Origin of the sequence: Protofrankia sp. CiT1 (genome assembly GCF_917627335.1) — a bacterium.
Taxonomy (GTDB): domain Bacteria; phylum Actinomycetota; class Actinomycetes; order Frankiales; family Frankiaceae; genus Protofrankia.
The window spans coordinates 5,492-23,273 of sequence record NZ_CAKJTP010000044.1 but is presented as its reverse complement, the minus strand read 5'-3'; the positions used below and the strand labels follow the sequence as shown (position 1 = coordinate 23,273).

Annotated in this window: 13 protein-coding genes and 1 pseudogene; 13 read left to right on the top strand and 1 reads right to left on the bottom strand. The window is 68.3% G+C overall.

Features of this window, described 5'->3' with window-relative positions; all coding sequences use genetic code 11:
- The first annotated feature begins 220 nt into the window (after positions 1-220).
- The 13 genes and pseudogenes from pdxS (at position 221) to cutA (ending at position 16,009) form a co-directional block, all read left to right on the top strand.
- The gene (gene pdxS, locus MJ785_RS09910; protein ID WP_255724121.1) at positions 221-1,186 is read left to right on the top strand and encodes a pyridoxal 5'-phosphate synthase lyase subunit PdxS; all 966 of its coding nucleotides are present in this window, start codon (positions 221-223) and stop codon (positions 1,184-1,186) included.
- 11 nt (positions 1,187-1,197) lie between these two features.
- On the top strand, positions 1,198-1,821 hold the full coding sequence (gene pdxT, locus MJ785_RS09905) for a pyridoxal 5'-phosphate synthase glutaminase subunit PdxT (protein WP_239311368.1): 624 nt from the start codon (positions 1,198-1,200) through the stop codon (positions 1,819-1,821).
- A gap of 10 nt (positions 1,822-1,831) precedes the next feature.
- Positions 1,832-2,587, top strand: coding sequence for a YebC/PmpR family DNA-binding transcriptional regulator (locus MJ785_RS09900; RefSeq protein ID WP_239311362.1), 756 nt, complete (start codon positions 1,832-1,834; stop codon positions 2,585-2,587).
- A gap of 230 nt (positions 2,588-2,817) precedes the next feature.
- Entirely contained in the window at positions 2,818-3,354 is a 537-nt protein-coding gene (ruvC, locus tag MJ785_RS09895; RefSeq protein WP_239311363.1) for a crossover junction endodeoxyribonuclease RuvC, read from the top strand.
- Entirely contained in the window at positions 3,351-4,064 is a 714-nt protein-coding gene (gene ruvA / locus MJ785_RS09890) for a Holliday junction branch migration protein RuvA (protein ID WP_239380539.1), read from the top strand. The genes ruvC and ruvA overlap by 4 nt, the downstream gene beginning before the upstream one ends.
- A gap of 8 nt (positions 4,065-4,072) precedes the next feature.
- Positions 4,073-5,140: a Holliday junction branch migration DNA helicase RuvB gene (gene ruvB, locus MJ785_RS09885; protein WP_239313942.1), complete on the top strand. Its 1,068-nt coding sequence runs from the start codon at positions 4,073-4,075 to the stop codon at positions 5,138-5,140.
- Positions 5,141-5,165: 25 nt separating this feature from the next.
- Entirely contained in the window at positions 5,166-5,696 is a 531-nt protein-coding gene (gene yajC / locus MJ785_RS09880) for a preprotein translocase subunit YajC (protein WP_239377350.1), read from the top strand.
- A gap of 494 nt (positions 5,697-6,190) precedes the next feature.
- Positions 6,191-8,137, top strand: coding sequence for a protein translocase subunit SecD (gene secD / locus MJ785_RS09875; protein WP_370652909.1), 1,947 nt, complete (start codon positions 6,191-6,193; stop codon positions 8,135-8,137).
- A 2-nt stretch (positions 8,138-8,139) separates the two neighbouring features.
- On the top strand, positions 8,140-9,387 hold the full coding sequence (gene secF / locus MJ785_RS09870; RefSeq protein ID WP_239380538.1) for a protein translocase subunit SecF: 1,248 nt from the start codon (positions 8,140-8,142) through the stop codon (positions 9,385-9,387).
- Complete coding sequence (locus MJ785_RS09865; protein WP_370651686.1) at positions 9,384-9,971, top strand: adenine phosphoribosyltransferase; 588 nt, start codon at positions 9,384-9,386, stop codon at positions 9,969-9,971. The genes secF and MJ785_RS09865 overlap by 4 nt, the downstream gene beginning before the upstream one ends.
- Positions 9,972-10,269: 298 nt before the next feature.
- Complete coding sequence (locus MJ785_RS09860) at positions 10,270-12,831, top strand: bifunctional (p)ppGpp synthetase/guanosine-3',5'-bis(diphosphate) 3'-pyrophosphohydrolase (protein ID WP_239405585.1); 2,562 nt, start codon at positions 10,270-10,272, stop codon at positions 12,829-12,831.
- A gap of 155 nt (positions 12,832-12,986) precedes the next feature.
- A pseudogene (locus tag MJ785_RS09855) lies at positions 12,987-15,457 on the top strand (bifunctional (p)ppGpp synthetase/guanosine-3',5'-bis(diphosphate) 3'-pyrophosphohydrolase).
- A gap of 222 nt (positions 15,458-15,679) precedes the next feature.
- Positions 15,680-16,009 carry a divalent-cation tolerance protein CutA gene (gene cutA / locus MJ785_RS09850; protein WP_239311867.1) on the top strand — a complete coding sequence of 110 codons (330 nt, stop codon included), beginning with the start codon at positions 15,680-15,682 and terminating at the stop codon, positions 16,007-16,009.
- Between the two features lie 58 nt (positions 16,010-16,067).
- Here cutA and MJ785_RS09845 read toward each other — a convergent pair whose 3' ends face one another.
- Entirely contained in the window at positions 16,068-17,435 is a 1,368-nt protein-coding gene (locus MJ785_RS09845; RefSeq protein WP_370652911.1) for a twin-arginine translocation signal domain-containing protein, read from the bottom strand.
- Between the last annotated feature and the right edge of the window lie 347 nt (positions 17,436-17,782).

Below are 17,782 nucleotides of genomic sequence, written 5' to 3'. Positions count from 1 at the left end.
ATTGCCGGGCGCTCTAAGTCTGCCGTGTGGGGGAGGTCCGGGTGGGATGCGGCCGCTACTTCGGCCGTACCATAGGAGGTCCCCGTCCGGTGCGAATTCGCGTATCCCGCACGGTCCCTGGTAAGCGGCCGTCCGGGTTTGCCGGAGTTGCGCGTGGGCGAGGGCGCTTGTCCCAGACGGATCCGTGTACAGAGACACCAGAGACACAGAGAGGCGAGCCATGTCCGATGGCCTGACCGCACCCGAGCCTGCGCAGCCGGACGACGGGCACGCACGAGCGGCCGAGTCTCCCGCTCCCGCCGGTACCCAGGTGGGAACGGCCCGCGTCAAGCGCGGCATGGCGGAGATGCTCAAAGGCGGTGTGATCATGGATGTGGTCACCGCCGATCAGGCGAGAATCGCCGAGGACGCCGGCGCGGTCGCGGTGATGGCCTTGGAGCGGGTGCCGGCTGACATCCGCGCGCAGGGCGGCGTGGCTCGCATGAGCGACCCGGAGATGATCGAGCAGATCATCGGGGCGGTGTCGATCCCGGTCATGGCCAAGGCCCGTATCGGCCACTTCGTCGAGGCCCAGGTGCTCCAGGAGCTGGGAGTCGACTACATCGACGAGTCCGAGGTCCTCACTCCCGCCGATCCACACCATCACATCGACAAATGGCGGTTCACCGTTCCGTTCGTCTGCGGCGCCACCAACCTGGGGGAGGCGCTGCGCCGTATCGGCGAGGGCGCGGCGATGATCCGGTCCAAGGGCGAGGCGGGCACCGGTGAGGTGTCCAACGCGGTCGTGCACATGCGTACGATCAGAGCGGAGATCGCCCGGCTGTCCGTTCTTGACCCAGCCGAGCTGTTTGCCGCGGCCAAGGAGCTACGCGCTCCCTACGAGCTTGTGGCCGAGGTCGCCCGGCTGGGAAAACTCCCGCTCGTGCTGTTCACCGCCGGCGGTATCGCCACTCCCGCGGATGCCGCGCTGATGATGCAGCTGGGTGCCGACGGTGTGTTCGTCGGCTCGGGTATCTTCAAGTCCGGCGATCCAGCGCGGCGCGCGCGGGCGATCGTCGAGGCTACCACTATGTACAACCATGCGGACGTCCTGGTGAAGGTCTCGCGTGGGCTCGGGGAGGCGATGGTCGGCATCAGCGCCGGCGAGCTGGAGCCCGCGGCCAGGTTCGCCGATCGCGGCTGGTGAGCGATTTCGGCATGGTCACCCCGGCGGTGCCGGTCCGGGTGGGTGTGCTTGCCCTGCAAGGTGATGTCCGTGAGCATGTCCGGGCGCTCGGCGCGGCCGGCGCTCATCCGCTGGAGGTCCGCCACGCGGCTGAGCTGAGCGCTGTGGACGGGCTGGTCCTGCCCGGTGGGGAGTCCACCGCGATCGGCCGGTTGCTGCGTGTGTTCGATCTGCTGGAGCCCTTGCGCCTGGCGGTCGCGGCTGGGCTGCCGGTTTTTGGGTCATGCGCGGGCATGATCCTGCTGGCTCGGGAGGTCTTGGACGCGCCTCCCGGCCAGCCGCTGCTCGCGGGCTTGGACGTCGTTGTGCGGCGCAATGCGTTCGGCCGTCAGGTGGACTCGTTCGAGGCAGATATCGATCTTATCGGTGTTGCTGGCGGCCCGGTTCGGGCGGTTTTCATCCGGGCACCGTGGGTGGAGAAGGTCGGGGATGAAGTCGAGGTTCTCGGCCAGGTCGGTGACAGGATTGTCGCGGTCCGCCAGGGCAGTCTGTTGGCGACCGCGTTCCACCCGGAACTGACCGGTGATATCCGGATTCACCAGCTGTTTGTCGACGTTGTCGCACGCAATCGTGGAAGGCGGGGCCAGTACAGGTGAGGGGCAGAGCATGAGCGGTCACTCCAAGTGGGCGACCACGAAGCACAAGAAGGCGGTCGTCGATGCGCGCCGCGGCAAGCTGTTCGCCAAGTTGATCAAATCTGTCGAGGTGGCGGCGAAGACCGGCGGCGGAGACCCGGCGGGGAACCCGACGCTGGCGGACGCCATCGCGAAGGCCAAGTCGCAGTCGGTACCGAACGACAACATCGACCGGGCCGTCAAGCGTGGTTCGGGGGAGCTTGCCGGCGGCGTCAGTTACGAAGAGATCATCTACGAGGCGTACGGGCCGAGTGGCGTGGCCATCCTGGTTGAGTGCCTCACCGACAACCGCAACCGGGCGGCCTCCGACGTCCGGGTCGCGATCACGCGGAACGGCGGCAGCGTCGCTGATCCCGGTTCGGTGTCGTACCTGTTCAACCGTAAGGGGGTGGTCCTGGTCCCCAAGACGCCCGGCCTGAGCGAGGACGACGTCCTCACCGCCGTCCTCGATGCCGGCGCCGAGGAGGTCAACGAGCTGGGTGACGCCTTCGAGGTCGTTTCGGAGGCGACGGACCTCAACGCGGTGCGCGTCGCCGCGCTGGGCGCGGCACTCGTGGTCTCCTCGGCGGACCTGTCGTGGCTGCCGAGCGTCAGCGTGTCCCTGGACGAGGAATCCGCGCGCAAGGTCCTCAAGCTCGTCGAGGCCGTGGAGGACCTCGACGATGTCCAGAACGTCTGGTTCAACGCCGACATCTCCGATGAGATCATGGAACTGGTATCGGCCTGACGGGGGTGCTCCTCGCCGCCTGTCGAGCGGCCCGCACGCTTCGCGACGCCCGGAGCGGTTGCCGGCCACCCCGCTCGGCCGTGCCCCGCCGGCCGAAAGTACGATCGGGGCAGCTCGAACGGGCGTTCGGGCGTGTCGCGATCGTGGCGGGCGCTGCCGGGGCCACAATGCCCGACGGTGGCTGCGTTCAAGACGGCTGGTCCGCGGACCGGCCAGCGGGGAGGGTGCTGGTGCTGGTGCTGGGTGTCGATCCGGGGCTCACGCGCTGTGGTCTCGGTGTGGTTGACGGCGGCCCCGGCCGGAGCGCCTCGCTGGTCGCGGTCGGAGTACTGCGCACACCGGCCACCGACGACGTTGCCGCGCGGCTGTGCGCACTCGAGCGGGGCGTGGAGGAATGGATCAGCCGTCACAACCCCGACGCGGTCGCGGTCGAGCGGGTGTTCAGCCAGGCCAATGTGCGGACGGTCATGGGTACCGCGCAGGCCGGGGCGGTGGCCATCGTCGCCGCAGCCAGGCGGGGCCTGCCGGTGGCACTGTACACGCCCAGTGAGGTGAAGGCGGCGGTCAGCGGCAGCGGCCGGGCGGACAAAGCCCAGGTCACGTTTATGGTGAGCCGCCTGTTGAAGCTGCCCGACCCGCCGCGTCCGGCGGACGCGGCGGACGCGCTGGCCCTTGCCCTGTGCCATCTGTGGCGTGGCCCGGCGCTGGCCCGGATGCGAGCGGCGGCCCATGGCGGCCAGGCCGTCGGGAAGGAGCCTGGTCGATGATTGCCTCTGTTTCGGGCACGGTGGCGGCCCTGTCGCTCGAAGCGGCCGTCGTCGAGGTCGGCGGGGTCGGGCTGTTGGTACAGTGCACCCCCGCGACCCTGTCGCGACTTCGGGTGGGGCAGGATGCGCATCTGGTCACCACCCTTGTTGTCCGGGAGACGGAACTCACCCTCTACGGCTTCGTCGACGCCGACGAACGTGACGTCTTCGAAACCCTGCAGAGCGCTTCCGGGGTCGGTCCCAGGCTCGCTCAGGCCGTGCTCGGCGTTCACAGCCCCGACGGGGTGCGCCGGGCGGTCGCGGCCGAGGATCTCACCGCGCTGACGAAGGTGCCCGGCATCGGCCGCAAGGGCGCGCAGCGCATCGTCCTCGATCTCAAGGACCGCCTTGGCGCACCGGCAGCGGTGCCGGCCCAGGCTGGCAACGCTGGCACGAACGCCGATGCCGGCCCGCACGGCGGCGTGCCGGCACCGGCTGGCCGATCCCGGGCCGCCGTCGGTGAACAGGTCCGTCTGGCGTTGCTCGGGCTCGGCTATACCGCGCGGGAGGCCGAGGACGCGCTGGCCGTGGTGCGCGCCGGCAGCGCCGACGGCAGCGAGCCAGGCGATGCCGGTGCTGCCGGTGCCGCCGGCGCTGCCGGTGACGACCAGGCGCCGGACACCGTGGCCGTGCTGTTGCGCCGGGCGCTGGCCGCTCTGCGGCCCCGATGAGGCAGCCGATGGACGCCGATGGCCTGGTCTCGCCGGTGGCCGAGCCGGAGGAACGAGCCTTCGAGGCCGGTCTGCGGCCGGGCAGCCTGGCGGAGTTCATCGGCCAGCAGAAGGTGCGCGAACAACTGACAATCATGCTGGAGGGGGCGCGCGCCCGTGCGCGTCCGCCCGATCATGTCCTGTTGTCCGGGCCGCCTGGGCTGGGCAAGACCAGCCTTGCGATGATCATTGCGCGGGAGCTGGCGGTCCCGTTGCGCGTGACCAGCGGCCCGGCGGTCGAACGCGCGGGAGATCTTGTCGCGATCCTCACCGCGCTCGCTCCGGGCGACGTGCTGTTCCTGGATGAGATCCATCGGATCGCGCGGCCGGCGGAGGAACTGCTGTACGCCGCGATGGAGGATTTCCGGGTCGACGTCGTGCTTGGCAAGGGCCCCGGCGCGACCGCGATTCCGCTGGACCTCGCTCCGTTCACCCTGGTCGGCGCGACCACGCGGTCGGGCCTTCTCACCGGCCCGCTGCGCGACCGGTTCGGCTTCACCGCCCATATGGACTTCTACGATCCCGATGAACTGACCAGCGTGCTGACCCGGTCGGCCAGGCTGCTCGGGGTGAGGCTGACCGGCGACGGCGCCACCGAGGTCGCCGGGCGGTCGCGAGGGACGCCGCGGATCGCCAACCGGCTGCTACGCCGGGTCCGTGACTATGCCGAGGTGCGGGCGGACGGGATCGTCACCCGTGAGGTCGCTCAGGCCGCACTGCGTGTCTATGACGTGGACGCGCTCGGCTTGGACCGGCTTGACCGGGCGGTGCTGGAGGCTCTGGTACGCCGATTCGGTGGGGGTCCGGTCGGCCTGGCCACGCTGGCCGTGGCGGTGGGGGAGGAGCAGGACACGGTCGAGGAGGTCGTCGAGCCGTTTCTGGTGCGTGCCGGGCTGCTGGCCCGGACCCCCCGCGGACGGATCGCCACTCCGGCCGCGTTCACCCATCTCGGCCTTGATCCCCTGGAAGGCGCGCTAGGACGCTCCCAGGAACCCCGTTCGGGGCCTGCGCGTCGCGTGCCCGCGGCCGGTACGTAGCATCGGCCGCACAACATGGGAGGACGTGGACGTGCAAGCAATGGTGGTCGCCCAGACCGTGGCCAAAGATGGCGGCGGGAGCGGGATCGGTGGTTTTCTGCCGCTGATCCTCATCGTGGCGCTTGTCTTTTTCTTTATGTCGACTCAGCGGCGCCGCCAACGGGCGCACCAGCAGACGCTGGCGTCGCTCCTGCCGGGCACCCTGGTGGTGACCACGGCCGGACTCTACGCGACCGTGGTCGAGGTCGACGAGGGCGACGTGCTGTTGGAGGTCGCGCCGGAGGTCGTGTGCCGGTTCGCTCGCGCGGCGATCGCGCGGGTCGTCTCCGCCCCGGATGACGACTCGCAGCCCGACGGTGAGGCAGCCGAGGGCGAGGCAGCCGAGGGCCAGCCGGATCACCACCGTGCGACGGGCGACGGCGGGGCTGACGACCGAGCTCCGGCCGAGCCGAGCATCGACATGACCAAAAAAGATCTGCCCACAAGCGGGGACACACCGGGGAGCGAGAGCGCCCCAGGGCCGGGGAAACCGGACGGGCGCCGCGAGCCGGAATGAAGATCTACGGCGTGTGTCGGAAGTCGTCGTTCGATCGGGGAGCGGCGTCTGGGTGGCTGGGTGGCTGGGTCGCGAGGCGGCGGCGGGAGACGCTCTGTACTGGGCGTCAACCGACGAGCCGGGGTACCCGTGCGTCGCGCGGCCATGGACGAGCAGCGATGACGCGGGGCGCCGCCTGGGCGGCGCGAGCCGGACAGTCCTCTTGCCGAAGCCTGCCAAGCAGGCTCCAGCTGAACGTGGTATAGGAACGCATCCGCTTTGGCAGTCGTTCCGATAGCTTGGGCGCGGCCTGCATTGTTGGCTCAGCCGGTTGAAGGCGGAGCCGGCATGGTCCATTGCCTGTCGCCGGGGCATCAATCGCCGGGGGTACCGATGGATCCGGCGCCGCTCGCGGTGGCCGGCAGGTCCACCAGGTACTGAGGCAGCAGGTACTGAGGTAAGCAGCCAGACAGGCAGTGAAGTGAGCGCACCGGCGCGTGACGAAGGGACATCCGTTGGCACAAGGGTCAGGGCCACGGCGTAAGGCCACACGCCCCGCCTGGTCCCGCATCGGCCTCCTTTCCGGCCTGCTGGCGTTGCTGTACGGCGTCATGGCCCTGACGGGCACCTGGACGCCCAAGCTCGGGCTCGACCTACAGGGCGGCACGAGCGTGATCCTCACGCCCAGGTCGACCGAGCCGGGCAAGGGCGTGGACAGCGGGGCCGTGGACAAGGCCGTCGACATCATCCGCGAGCGTGTCAACGGTCTTGGCGTCGCCGAGGCCGAGGTCAAGCGGAACAACACCCAGATCGAGATCTCGGTCCCCGGCCGCGGACGCAACGATGTCGTCACGCTGGTGGGCCAGACCGCGGAACTGCGTTTCCGGCAGGTCTACACATCCGGGTCCGCGGTTCCCGCGCCGGCCCCTACCCCGGCTCCGGCCCCGGCCCCGGATCAGACCGGCGCGCCGAGCCAGACGCCCGCCGCGGTCCCGTCCGCAGGCCCGGCAGCCACCACACAGCCCGGGGCGTCACCGCCGGCCACGTCGACTCCCAAGGCAGCCTCGGTTGCTCCCAGGCCGTCCGCATCCACCACCACCCGGTCGGATGTCGTGAGCAGCGGCCTGCTCGCGCAGGCGGCATCGGCCAAGCCAGCCGCTACGGCAGCCGCTGTCTCGCCGGCCGCACCTACGCCCGCCACGCCCGCGCCGGCCCCGGCGGCCGATCCCGCGCAGGCCGCCGCGGCGACGCCGCCGGCCGACGTCATCGCCACGTTTGAGGCCCTGACCTGCGCGCCGTCGGATGCGCGCAGCCGGACGGCGAGCACGGAGAAGCCGTCGGAGTGGGTGGCGGCCTGTGACCGCAACGGTGCCGTCAAATACCTGCTCATGCCCGCCCAGGTGGTGGGTACCGACGTGAAATCGGCGACGGCGGGGCTGGCCAGCTCCGGTGGTACCGCCTCGGTGAGCACCGGCCAGTGGATCGTCAACGTCAGCTTCACCCGTGACGGGCAGGACAAGTTCACCAAGCTGACCGAGGAGACCATCGGCAAGCAGGTGGCCATTGTCCTGGACGGCGTGGTCCAGTCGGCGCCGACCACCAACGACCGTATCGCCGGGGACGCCCAGATATCGGGCTCCTTCAACCAGTCCAGCGCTCAGGACCTTGCGAATGTGCTGCGCTACGGTGCCCTGCCGCTGGCGTTCGAGCAGTCCAGCGCCGAGTCGGTATCCCCGACCCTGGGCAAGGACTCCCTCAACGCCGGTCTGCTGGCGGGTGCCATAGGCCTGCTGCTGGTCGTCGTGTACTCGTTCCTGTACTACCGGGCCCTCGGGATTGTTGTGATCAGCTCGCTGGCGGTGAGCGGGCTCCTCGTCTACGCCGCCGTGGTGCTGCTCGGCAGATGGATCGGATTCACTCTCACCCTGGCCGGTATCGCCGGTCTGATCGTGTCCATCGGTGTCACCGCGGACTCGTTCGTCGTCTATTTCGAGCGCATCAAGGACGAGGTCCGCGCCCACCGCAGTGTTCGCGCGGCGGTCGACCGGGCGTGGCCGTCAGCCCGGCGGACCATGCTGTCCGCGGACACGGTCTCCTTCCTGGCCGCCGCGGTGCTGTACGTTCTGTCGATCGGGTCCGTCCGGGGATTCGCGTTCACCCTCGGCTTGTCCACGTTGATCGACGTATTGATCATGTTCATTTTCACCAAACCGGTTGTCTCCCTGCTCGTCCGCAGGCCGCTGTTCGCCAGCAGCCGGTTCTCCGGGCTCACGGTCTCGGCGCTCGGCGCGAGGGCGGCCGCAGGCAACGGCCAGGACGGCTCGCCCACAGCCGCACGCCTGACCCGGCGTGAGCGGGCCCCGGTCTCCCCGGGCAAAGCGGGCGGGCGGCCAGCTGATGTGCGATCGTCCGATTCTCAGTCATCACGGTCGGGTCCGGCCGGCACGGGACGGGAGGAGTAGAGATGTCCTGGGCCAGCAGGCTCTACCGCAGTGAGTTCCACGTGGAGTTCGTCGGCCGGCGCAGGGTCTGGTATCTGGTCTCCGCCGTACTTCTGACGATCTGTGTCGCCAGCATGGCGATCCGTGGGTTCTCGCTCGGGATTGACTTCAAGGGCGGCGCGCTGTTCCAGTTTCCCGCCGCCGGCCGGCCGGTTGCGGAGGCTGAGGCGGCGCTGTCCGCGGTCGGGATCAACCCCGCCGACACGGTGATCCAGGAACTCCAGACCTCACACCAGATCCGGCTGCAGACCCCGGCCCTGACCGACGCGCAGACCGGCCAGCTCCAGGCCGCCATTCAGCAACGTTTCGCCGTTCCGGACACCGGTATCGACATCTCGACGGTCGGCGCATCCTGGGGATCGACCATCACCAACAAGGCGCTGCAGGGGCTCGCGGTGTTCCTGGCACTGGTTATGATCTACCTGTCTGTCAGGTTCGAGTGGAAGATGGCGGTCGCCGCCATGGCGGCGCTCATCCACGACCTTGTCGTCACGATGGGGATCTATTCACTGGTAGGTTTCCAGGTCACCCCCGCGACGGTGATCGCTCTGCTGACCATCCTGGGATTCTCCCTCTACGACACGGTCGTGGTCTTTGACCGGGTCCGGGAGAACACCGCCGGGATGGGTACGGCCAGCCGGCGTACCTACGCCGAGACCACCAACGACTCGTTGAACCAGACGTTGATGCGGTCGCTCAACACCTCTTTCATCGCGCTGGTACCGGTCGGTTCACTGCTTTTTGTGGGTGCCGGGCTGCTGGGTGCCGGCACGTTGGAGGATCTTGCCCTCGCCCAGTTCGTCGGGATCGCCTCGGGCACCTACTCCTCGCTGTTCGTCGCGACACCGCTGTTGGTGGATCTGAAGAAGAACGAGCCGGCGGTCCGGGCGCTGGACGCGCGGGTGGCCAAGTCCCGGGCATCGGCGTTGCGTGAATCGGCCAAGGGCGCCCAGGTCGTCACGGGAGCCGGCGCGGCGCTCGGGGCCGATCCCGGCGTGCCGGCAGCGGAGCGAGGGACGGAGATCGGCGCGGCGCGGCAGATGACCGGCACCGAGGGGGCCGTCGAAGGTGAACGTGAGAAACCCCTCGGCAACCGTGAGCCAGCCGTGGCCGGGGCTCGGTCCAGCCGGCCTGGCACGGCGGCGCGCCGTCCGGCGCAGGCCCGGCGTTCTGGCCGGAAAGGCCGTCCAGGCGGTAAAAAGCGGCGGTGACGACTACCGAAGAATCAACTCCCACGCCCGCGGGCACCTCGGCCGGCGGGCCCGCGCCGGTTCGGGCCGTGGATGTGCTGCGCGCCCACATCCGGGACGTTCCTGACTTCCCCAAGCCCGGAGTGATCTTCAAGGACATCGCGCCGCTGTTGACGACGCCAGCAGCCTTCGCGGTGGTCATCGACGCGCTCGCTGACACCGTCGACGGTCACGGCGCTACCGTGGTGGCGGCCATCGAGGCGCGCGGTTTTTTGCTCGCGGCCCCGGTTGCCTACCGTCTCGGGGTCGGTGTGGTTCCCATTCGCAAGCAGGGCAAGCTTCCCGGTGAGACGATCAGCAGGACTTACGATCTGGAGTACGGCACCGCCACGCTGGAGGTGCAGACCGACGCATTCCGGCCCGGTGACCGGGTGCTGCTCGTCGACGATGTCCTGGCCACGGGCGGTACCGCGCTCGCCACTGCCGAGCTGGTGCGTCAGAGCGGCGCTGAGGTTGCCGGGCTTGCCGTGTTGATGGAGCTCATGTTCCTGTCCGGGCGGGATCGGCTGGCGCCGCTTGCGATTTCATCGATCATGGAGGTGTAGCGGATCGCCTGACGGCTGTGATGGATGCGCACGGCCAGTCGTATCGTGTGAAATTTTGTGATCTTTGTCCGCTCCGGCCGTATCCGGCTGGAGTTGCGGATGGCAGGCGCCCAACGCAGCGTTAACCTGCAGAGGTCCCTGGTTTGGCCGGAGGTGGTGCGATCATGTTTTTCGCATCCGCCTGGTGAGCTGATGACCGCTGGTCGGGCCGAAGGTGATGCGGTCAGGTTTCTCGCATCGTCGGTGGCTTCATCACTCCTAGCGGAAGTAGGAATAGATTGTGCCCGAGGCAGCATCGATGGTGACTGGAGCGTCCGAGCCCGGCGTGACAATCGTGCGCGATTCGTCATCGACACGCGATTCGTCATCGACAGACGAGCGTTGCGCAGGCGCCGACCGGGCACGATCGGAGGTCGATGACGCGCTGACCGACGGTGGATCACCAGCTGCCGCCGCGCGTCAGGCTGCCCTTCTGGCCGACCATGGGGACTCCGGTCCGGGCGAGGGCTCGCCGGTGGTCCCGCGTCTGGGGCACGAGTCGCCGCCGCTGCCCCGCCGGGTCCGCGGCCGTTTCCCCAGGCTCGCGTCACATCGCGCGACCTCACCATCGCTGTTGGATCCGGTGCTGCGAGGTTTGCTTGCCAACCATCCCCGGGCGGATGTCGGTCCTGTTCAGCGGGCGTTCGAGACCGCGGCCGGGGTGCATGCCGGTCAGGTGCGCCTGTCCGGGCACCCCTATGTGACGCATCCCATAGCTGTCGCCAGCATCCTCGCTGATCTCGGCATGGACACACCGACGCTGTGCGCCGCGCTCCTGCACGGCACCGTGGGCGAGGCCCACATGACCCTCGACCGCATCCGTGACGAGTTCGGTGACCACGTCGCGGATGTTCTCGACGCGGTGATGAAGCTCCACCGGGTGAAGGTCGGTGAGGGGGCCCAGGCCGAGACGATCCGTCGCATGGTGGTCGCGATGGCCCGCGACCCGCGGGCATTGGTGATCAAACTTGCCGCCCGGCTGCACAACATGCGGACCCTGCGGTTCCTGCCTGAACACAAACAGGAGCGCAAAGCCAGGGAGACGCTGGAGATCTACGCTCCGCTGGCCCACCGGCTGGGGATGAACTCGCTCAAGTGGGAGCTGGAGGATCTCGCTTTCGCGACCCTCTACCCGAAGCGTTACGACGAGATCGTCCGTCTGGTGGCCGAGCGCGCGCCGAGCAGGGATACGTACATCACCGGTGTGGTGACCGCGGTACTGGCCCACCTGGACGAAGCCAAGATCAAGTCTGTCGTCACCGGCCGTCCCAAGCACTATTATTCGATCTACCAGAAAATGGTGGTGCGAGGCCGGTCGTTCGACGACATCCATGACCTGGTCGGAATTCGGGTACTGGTCGACTCCGTCCGTGACTGCTACGCGTCGCTGGGCACGCTGCACGCGAACTGGAAGCCCATCCCGGGCCGGTTCAAGGACTACATCGCGATGCCCAAGTTCAACATGTACCAGTCACTGCACACGACGGTCATGGGGCCTGACGGCAAGCCGGTGGAGCTGCAGATCCGGACCCACGCGATGCACAACCGGGCCGAGTACGGGATCGCGGCGCACTGGAAGTACAAGGAGGACGGCGTCGCGGCCCGGCCGTCGGGTACGGCCAAGGCGCGGGCGTTCGGGTTTACCGACGGCGGGTCGAAAGCGGGCGGGCGGTCCCGCCGAGGTGGCTCGGGCCAGGACCAGACCGCCTGGCTGCGGCAGATTCTCGACTGGCAGCGGGAAACCGCACAGCCCGGCGAGTTCCTCGACAGCCTGCGCTTTGACCTGCACACCGACGAGGTGTTCGTGTTCACCCCCAAGGGTGACGTGATCGCGTTGCCGGAGGGGTCCACCCCGGTCGACTTCGCCTATGCCGTCCACACCGACGTCGGTAATCAGTGCGTGGGCGCACGAGTCAACGGCAGGCTCGCCGCTTTGGACACCTCCCTCGACAACGGGGACACCGTAGCGATCTTCACGTCGCGTGCGCATGCGGCCGGGCCGAGCGAGGACTGGCTGACCTTCGTCCGCTCTTCCCGGGCACGTACGAAGATCCGTCAGTGGCACGCCCGGGAGCGGCGGGAGGACGCTGTCGTCGCCGGCCGGGACGCTCTCGCCCGGATGATGCGCCGGCACGGCCTCCCGCTGACCCGGTTGATGAACGGCGACGTGCTGCCCAGCCTGGCCAAGGACATGCGTTACCCGGATGTGTCCGCGCTGTATGTCGCGATCGGCGAGAAGACCGCCAGCGCGCAGAACGTGGTGGCCCGGCTGGTGGCCGCGCTCGGCGGCCCCGAGGGCGCGGCCGAGGACGCCGCCGAGACCGCGCTGCCGACCCGGGCCCTGCGGCGGCCGGTGGGTGATCCAGGAGTGGTCGTCAGCGGTTCCGAGGACGTGTGGGCGAAGCTCGCCCGCTGTTGCATGCCCATGCCGGGGGATGCGATCACAGGATTCGTCACCCGGGGCAAGGGCGTGTCCGTGCATCGCCACGACTGCCCGAACCTGGCGACGCTGCGCGCCGATCCGCACGACCGGACCGTGGCGGTCGAGTGGGCCGCGTCGTCGGGTTCGGTGTTCCTCGTCGTCATCCAGGTCGAGGCGCTGGACCGGGCCCGTTTACTGTCCGACGTGACACGGGTCCTGACCAATCACCATGTCAACATCTTGTCCGCGTCGGTGACGACGACCAGGGACCAGATCGCGATCAGCCGTTTCACCTTCGAGATGGGGGACGCGAAGCACCTGGGACACATCCGGGATGCGGTGCGATCCATCGAGGGCGTGTACGACTGCTATCGGGTCACCTCGGGCGTACGGTGCTGATCATGATGCTGCCGTCCGCCCGGGTGCCGGTTCCCGTCGATGGGGACCGGTCTGCCCGTGTAGGACATCGATGTTGCCGTGGCAACCGGTCGTCGCCAGCCCTGATGTGGCTCACCGGTCGCTCTTAGGCGTGGAGATCTGTTGAGGGGGGCGCTGTGGACGCCGAGATCGTAGGTGCCGGTATGCAGGGCGCGGCGTTGCCCGCGCGGATCGAACGCTCCGCTGGGGGATGGTCAGCCGGGGGCGCTGAAAGCGTCGGCGGGACTGCTGAGCAGGCTGGCGGGGGAGAAGAGACCTCACGTACGCTGGCGGCCGCCCGGCTGGCCAGCACCCGTCTGGCTCATCTCGCCCGCTGGATGGCAGCGGGCCGCGGCACCCCCGCGGTGCCGCCGGAGCTGCGGAAGATCACCGATACGCACTGCCTGCACCATGCCAAGGCCGACATCGGCCTCATCGTCCATGCCTATGAGGTCGCGAACCGGCAACACGCCGGTCAGCAGAGACACAGCGGCGACCCGTACATCACCCACCCGCTCGCGGTAACCCAGATCCTCGCCGAGCTCGGAGTGGACACCACCACGATCGTCGGGGCGTTGCTGCACGACACCGTTGAGGACACCGGCTACACCCTCGAGGCCGCTGCCGCCGATTTCGGCCTTGAGGTCGCCAACATTGTCGACGGGGTGACCAAACTCGACAAGATGCGTTTCGGTGACGCGGCTGAAGCCGAGACCCTGCGCAAACTCATCGTTGCCCTCGCCAAGGACTACCGGGTCCTTGTCATCAAGATTGCCGACCGCCTCCACAACATGCGGACGCTCGGCTTCAAGTCCCCCCCCAAGCAGGCGCGCATCGCCCGGGTGACGCTGGAGATCCTCGCGCCGCTGGCGCATCGTCTCGGCGTGAGTGTGATCAAAAGAGAACTGGAGGATCGTTCGTTCGCCGTCCTGCATCCCGGCGAACACGAGCGGATACAGCGGATGGTAGACGAGTTCACCGCCGCGGAGCGTGCGTCCGGCCAGGTTGGCGCGATTGTCCGCACGCTCCAGCGTGGTCTCGAGGATGCTCGCATCAATGCCAGGGTCTCGGTCAGGACAAGTCACCTTTTCTCGATCTACAAGCGGGCACAGGAACGCGGCTTCCAGGCGCGTGACTACAACGACATCGTCCGGGTGCTGGTTCTCGTAGATTCTGTCACTGACTGTTATGAAGCGCTGGGGGAAGTGCATGCCATCTGGCGGCCGGCACCCGGCCGGCTACGCGACTTCGTGGCCACTCCCAAGTTCAACATGTACCAGTCCCTGCATACGACCGTTGTGGACTCGGCCGGCAAACCCATCGATATCCAGATCCGTACGGAGGCTATGCACCGCCTCGCGGAAACCGGGATCATCGCGCGCCCGGTCGGGCCGTCCGCGGACGGCGCTCGCCTGGAGGGCCTGGCCTGGCTGCACAGCCTGCTTGACTGGGAGGGCGAGGCGAAGGACCCAGGTGAGTTTATCGAGTCGCTGTCGGCGGATCTCGACTCGGACGAGGTTCTCATCTTCACCCCCAAGGGCAGGATCATCGCTCTGCCGGCCCGATCGACACCGGTCGACCTGGCCTACGCGGTCCACACGGAGCTCGGGCATCGGGCTATCGGCGCTCGGGTCAACGGCAGGCTGGTGCCCCTGCGCACCCGGTTGCGTAACGGTGACGTGGTGGAGATCCTGCGCTCTGGGCTGCCGAGCGCCAGTCCGTCCGAGGACTGGTTGGACTTCGTCAAGACCTCCCGCGCCAGGGTGCGGATCCGCCGCAGGACGGCACGCCAGCGGCGAGACGCCGACGCCACGTCCCCCGTTACCGGGCATGACACCGCCACCACCGCACCTGGCGGATCGGCGGTAAGCGCCGCCGTGCCGGCGGCGGATCACCTGAGCGGCTCCCAGCCGGTGGGATCCGCCACTGCCGCCACTGCCGCCACTGCCGCCGTGCCGGTGTGGCCGGTGTGGCCGGTGTGGCCGGTGCGAATCGTGACGGCGCGACCGTTCTGGACGACGCTGCTGGCCTGCCATATCATCCAGATCCGTTCGCGGACCGTGTCCACCGGCCCTCGGCGCGGCCCGCGGTGTCGCCACCGCGCCCGCCGCGGGGACGCGTCCATGCGCAGGCCTGGGCGGGCCTGGCCGCTGTCGACGGCCGGCCGGACGTCCCGGTGCGTCTTGCCCGCTGTTGTCTGCCCCTGCCAGGGGACGACGTGGTCGGATTCACCACCACGCACAGCCCCGCGGTCTCGGTGCACCGGCGGCAATGCGCGAACGCGGCGGAGGCCCGTGGAGATCGGCGCCGGGCCGTGGTGACCTCGTGGGTGCCCAGCGCGAGCGTGACCTTCCCCGCCGAGATCGCGGTCGAGGCTTTTGACCGATATGGTCTGCTCGCTGACATAACCGAAATGCTGTCGGACGCGTCGGCCACCGTTCGGTCCGCATCGACCATCACGGCCGAGGACAGAGCGGTCCATGCCCGTTTCACGGTCGAGGTTGCCGGCCCGGCGCAACTGGACGCGGTGCTCGCGGCTGTACGCACGGTGGGTGGTGTGTATGACTGTTATCGGACCGACGGCCGGCGAGCCGATCCCCGCACGTAGTGCCCGGGTAACAGGGGACGCGGCATAGCGGTGTTCTATCCGGACCGACGACAACACGGCAGGACGTTTTCTGGGCATCGGGAGCGGGGGCCCGTACGGACGCGAAGCGTTCGGGCAGGGCGAAGCGATCGAACATCCAGTGGACACGCCCTCAATCTGTCGGTGGACCGTGCGGGCCGATGTGGGGTACGTTGCTCATCCACCGAATGATCAGGGGGGTTTATGGGCCATCTTCAGGCCGTGACCAGCATCGATTCGCCTGAAGCGGCGGACCGGCTCGGGCGCCTGCTGGTGGAGCGTCGACTGGCCGCCTGCGTTCAGGTTCTCGGCCCGATTCGGAGCACCTACCGATGGCGGGGCGAGATTGAGCAGGCGGACGAATGGCTATGTCTGGCAAAAACGACAACTGACCGATTTGCCGAGTTGGCGCGGGAGATTACCCAGGCGCATCCCTACGACACGCCCGAGATCATCGCGATGCCGATCGTCGATGGGCTCGGTGACTATCTGGACTGGATCACCGCCGAGACGGCGCCGTCCGCCACGCTTTGACTGTTCGCCTGTTCGCCTGTTCGGCGATCATCTCCCGCACGCCCGCGGTGCTGACCGGTCAGACCAGCACCCGTAGCTGCTCGTCGAGATCCCGTACCGGCTGGCTCTCCCGCCACGGCCGAAGTTGATCGCGGATCTGTAGTACGCGGGCAAGCCCCAGCGAGAAGTCTGTCTGTGCCACGATCGCAAGCGCGTCCGCGGCCAGCTGGCATGCCTGGTCGATCTCCCTGCGGTGAATGTGGACCTCGGCAAGGGCACCAAACAGCAGCGAGCGCTTCTTCATGGCGGTTGGGCTGGTGGTGGTCCGCAGAGTCTCCGCCGCGGCCGCGTAGGCGGCGTCCGGACGGCGCAGGCGCGTGAAGGTCGTGACCCGCATGCCGTCGAGGCGAGGGCGGTCGAAGAACTGCGTCCACACGCGATCGTTCGCTGGATCGGCTCGGTCGAAAGCGTCACCGGCACGCTCGAGCGCGCGCAGCGCAGCGCCGCTGTCCCCGCGGGAAGCCTGCTCCTCAGCCTCCCGAGCGGCAAGCCACGCGCGGGTCATCATGCTGCCGCCGAGCGCGGCCCGGCGCTGAGCCTCGCCCAGGAGCGCGCATGCCTGGTCCGGCCGGCCAGCCAGGGCGGGCTGGTAACTCTCGTACCCCAGCACGCATGCCCACAAGGCGTTGTCGTTGGCTTCGCGGGCGGCTTCGAGCGCGACCCGATAGTAGGCGAGCGCACACGTGTTGTCGCGCATATCGAAGGCGAGCCATCCGGCGAGCGCAGCTACTTCACCAGCGGTGATGGTGAGGTTACGCCGTACCGCCGACCGTGGCGAGGTCTCCAGCAGCTGGCTCAGCGTTGTCAGCTGGGTGGTCACTCTCGCCATGAGTGCCCGAGCCGGGACCCGTTCTTCCAGCCCGAACAGGCCCGCCGTCCGCGCGGACAGATCCTCGACAGTTGGCGGGGTGACGGCGCTCTGCTGCCGAAGAGCCGCGGAAAGCCGTTCCCAGGGTTCGGCGTCGGGCGTTACCGGTGCGACCGCGACACCCCCGGCCGCCGCGACCATACGCAAGAAGGAACGCCGCTCCACGCTCGTTTGGGGGAGCCCGGGAGTGCGCCTTGCCTCGGCGTCGACGCCGAGCCGGCTGACAGTTTCATCGTCAATGAACCCGAGTTCCCCGGCGGTCCGGTGAAAAAGAGCGCGCAGAAGCCGTTGGTAACGGAGGCTGGGCTTCTTGTCACCCTTCTCCCACTTGCAGATCATGTTTCCGGTGGCGCCGGCCTCGCGGCCCTCGTGCATGACAGCGAAGCGTCGCAGTTCAGTGGCGAGTCGTTCCTGCGACCAGCCTCTCTCTTCGCGACAGGTTCGTAACCGGGTGTTGGGGATACGCCTCGGTGGATTAGTTTTTGTAGGCGCAGCCTTACTTGCCGCAGTTGTCACCAGCTGCCTCCCCCAATAGTTCGCACGATAACGACAGCGTATCCCGTTGTCGTGGTCAGCTGAGGCGGCCCCATTCGCCCCGCTTGACCAGCGGTTGGTTGGATCGGTGCCGGCCACGGGCTGGTTCGAATACTTTTTCCGGTGATTTCGCTGGCGGACGTCAACATATCAACATGGCACCCGCGGTAGTCACTGAATAATGTCAAGAGGCGCCGGTGGAACGTGTTTGTTCCATTGTGCCAACCGCTCGCCGGGCATGATCGGAGCCTTCGGCCGGGTATTCACCGGCGAAACTCACATAACGGATTATCTGGGCGGCGCCCGGCCGGGGGCGCCGGTTCAATGATCGA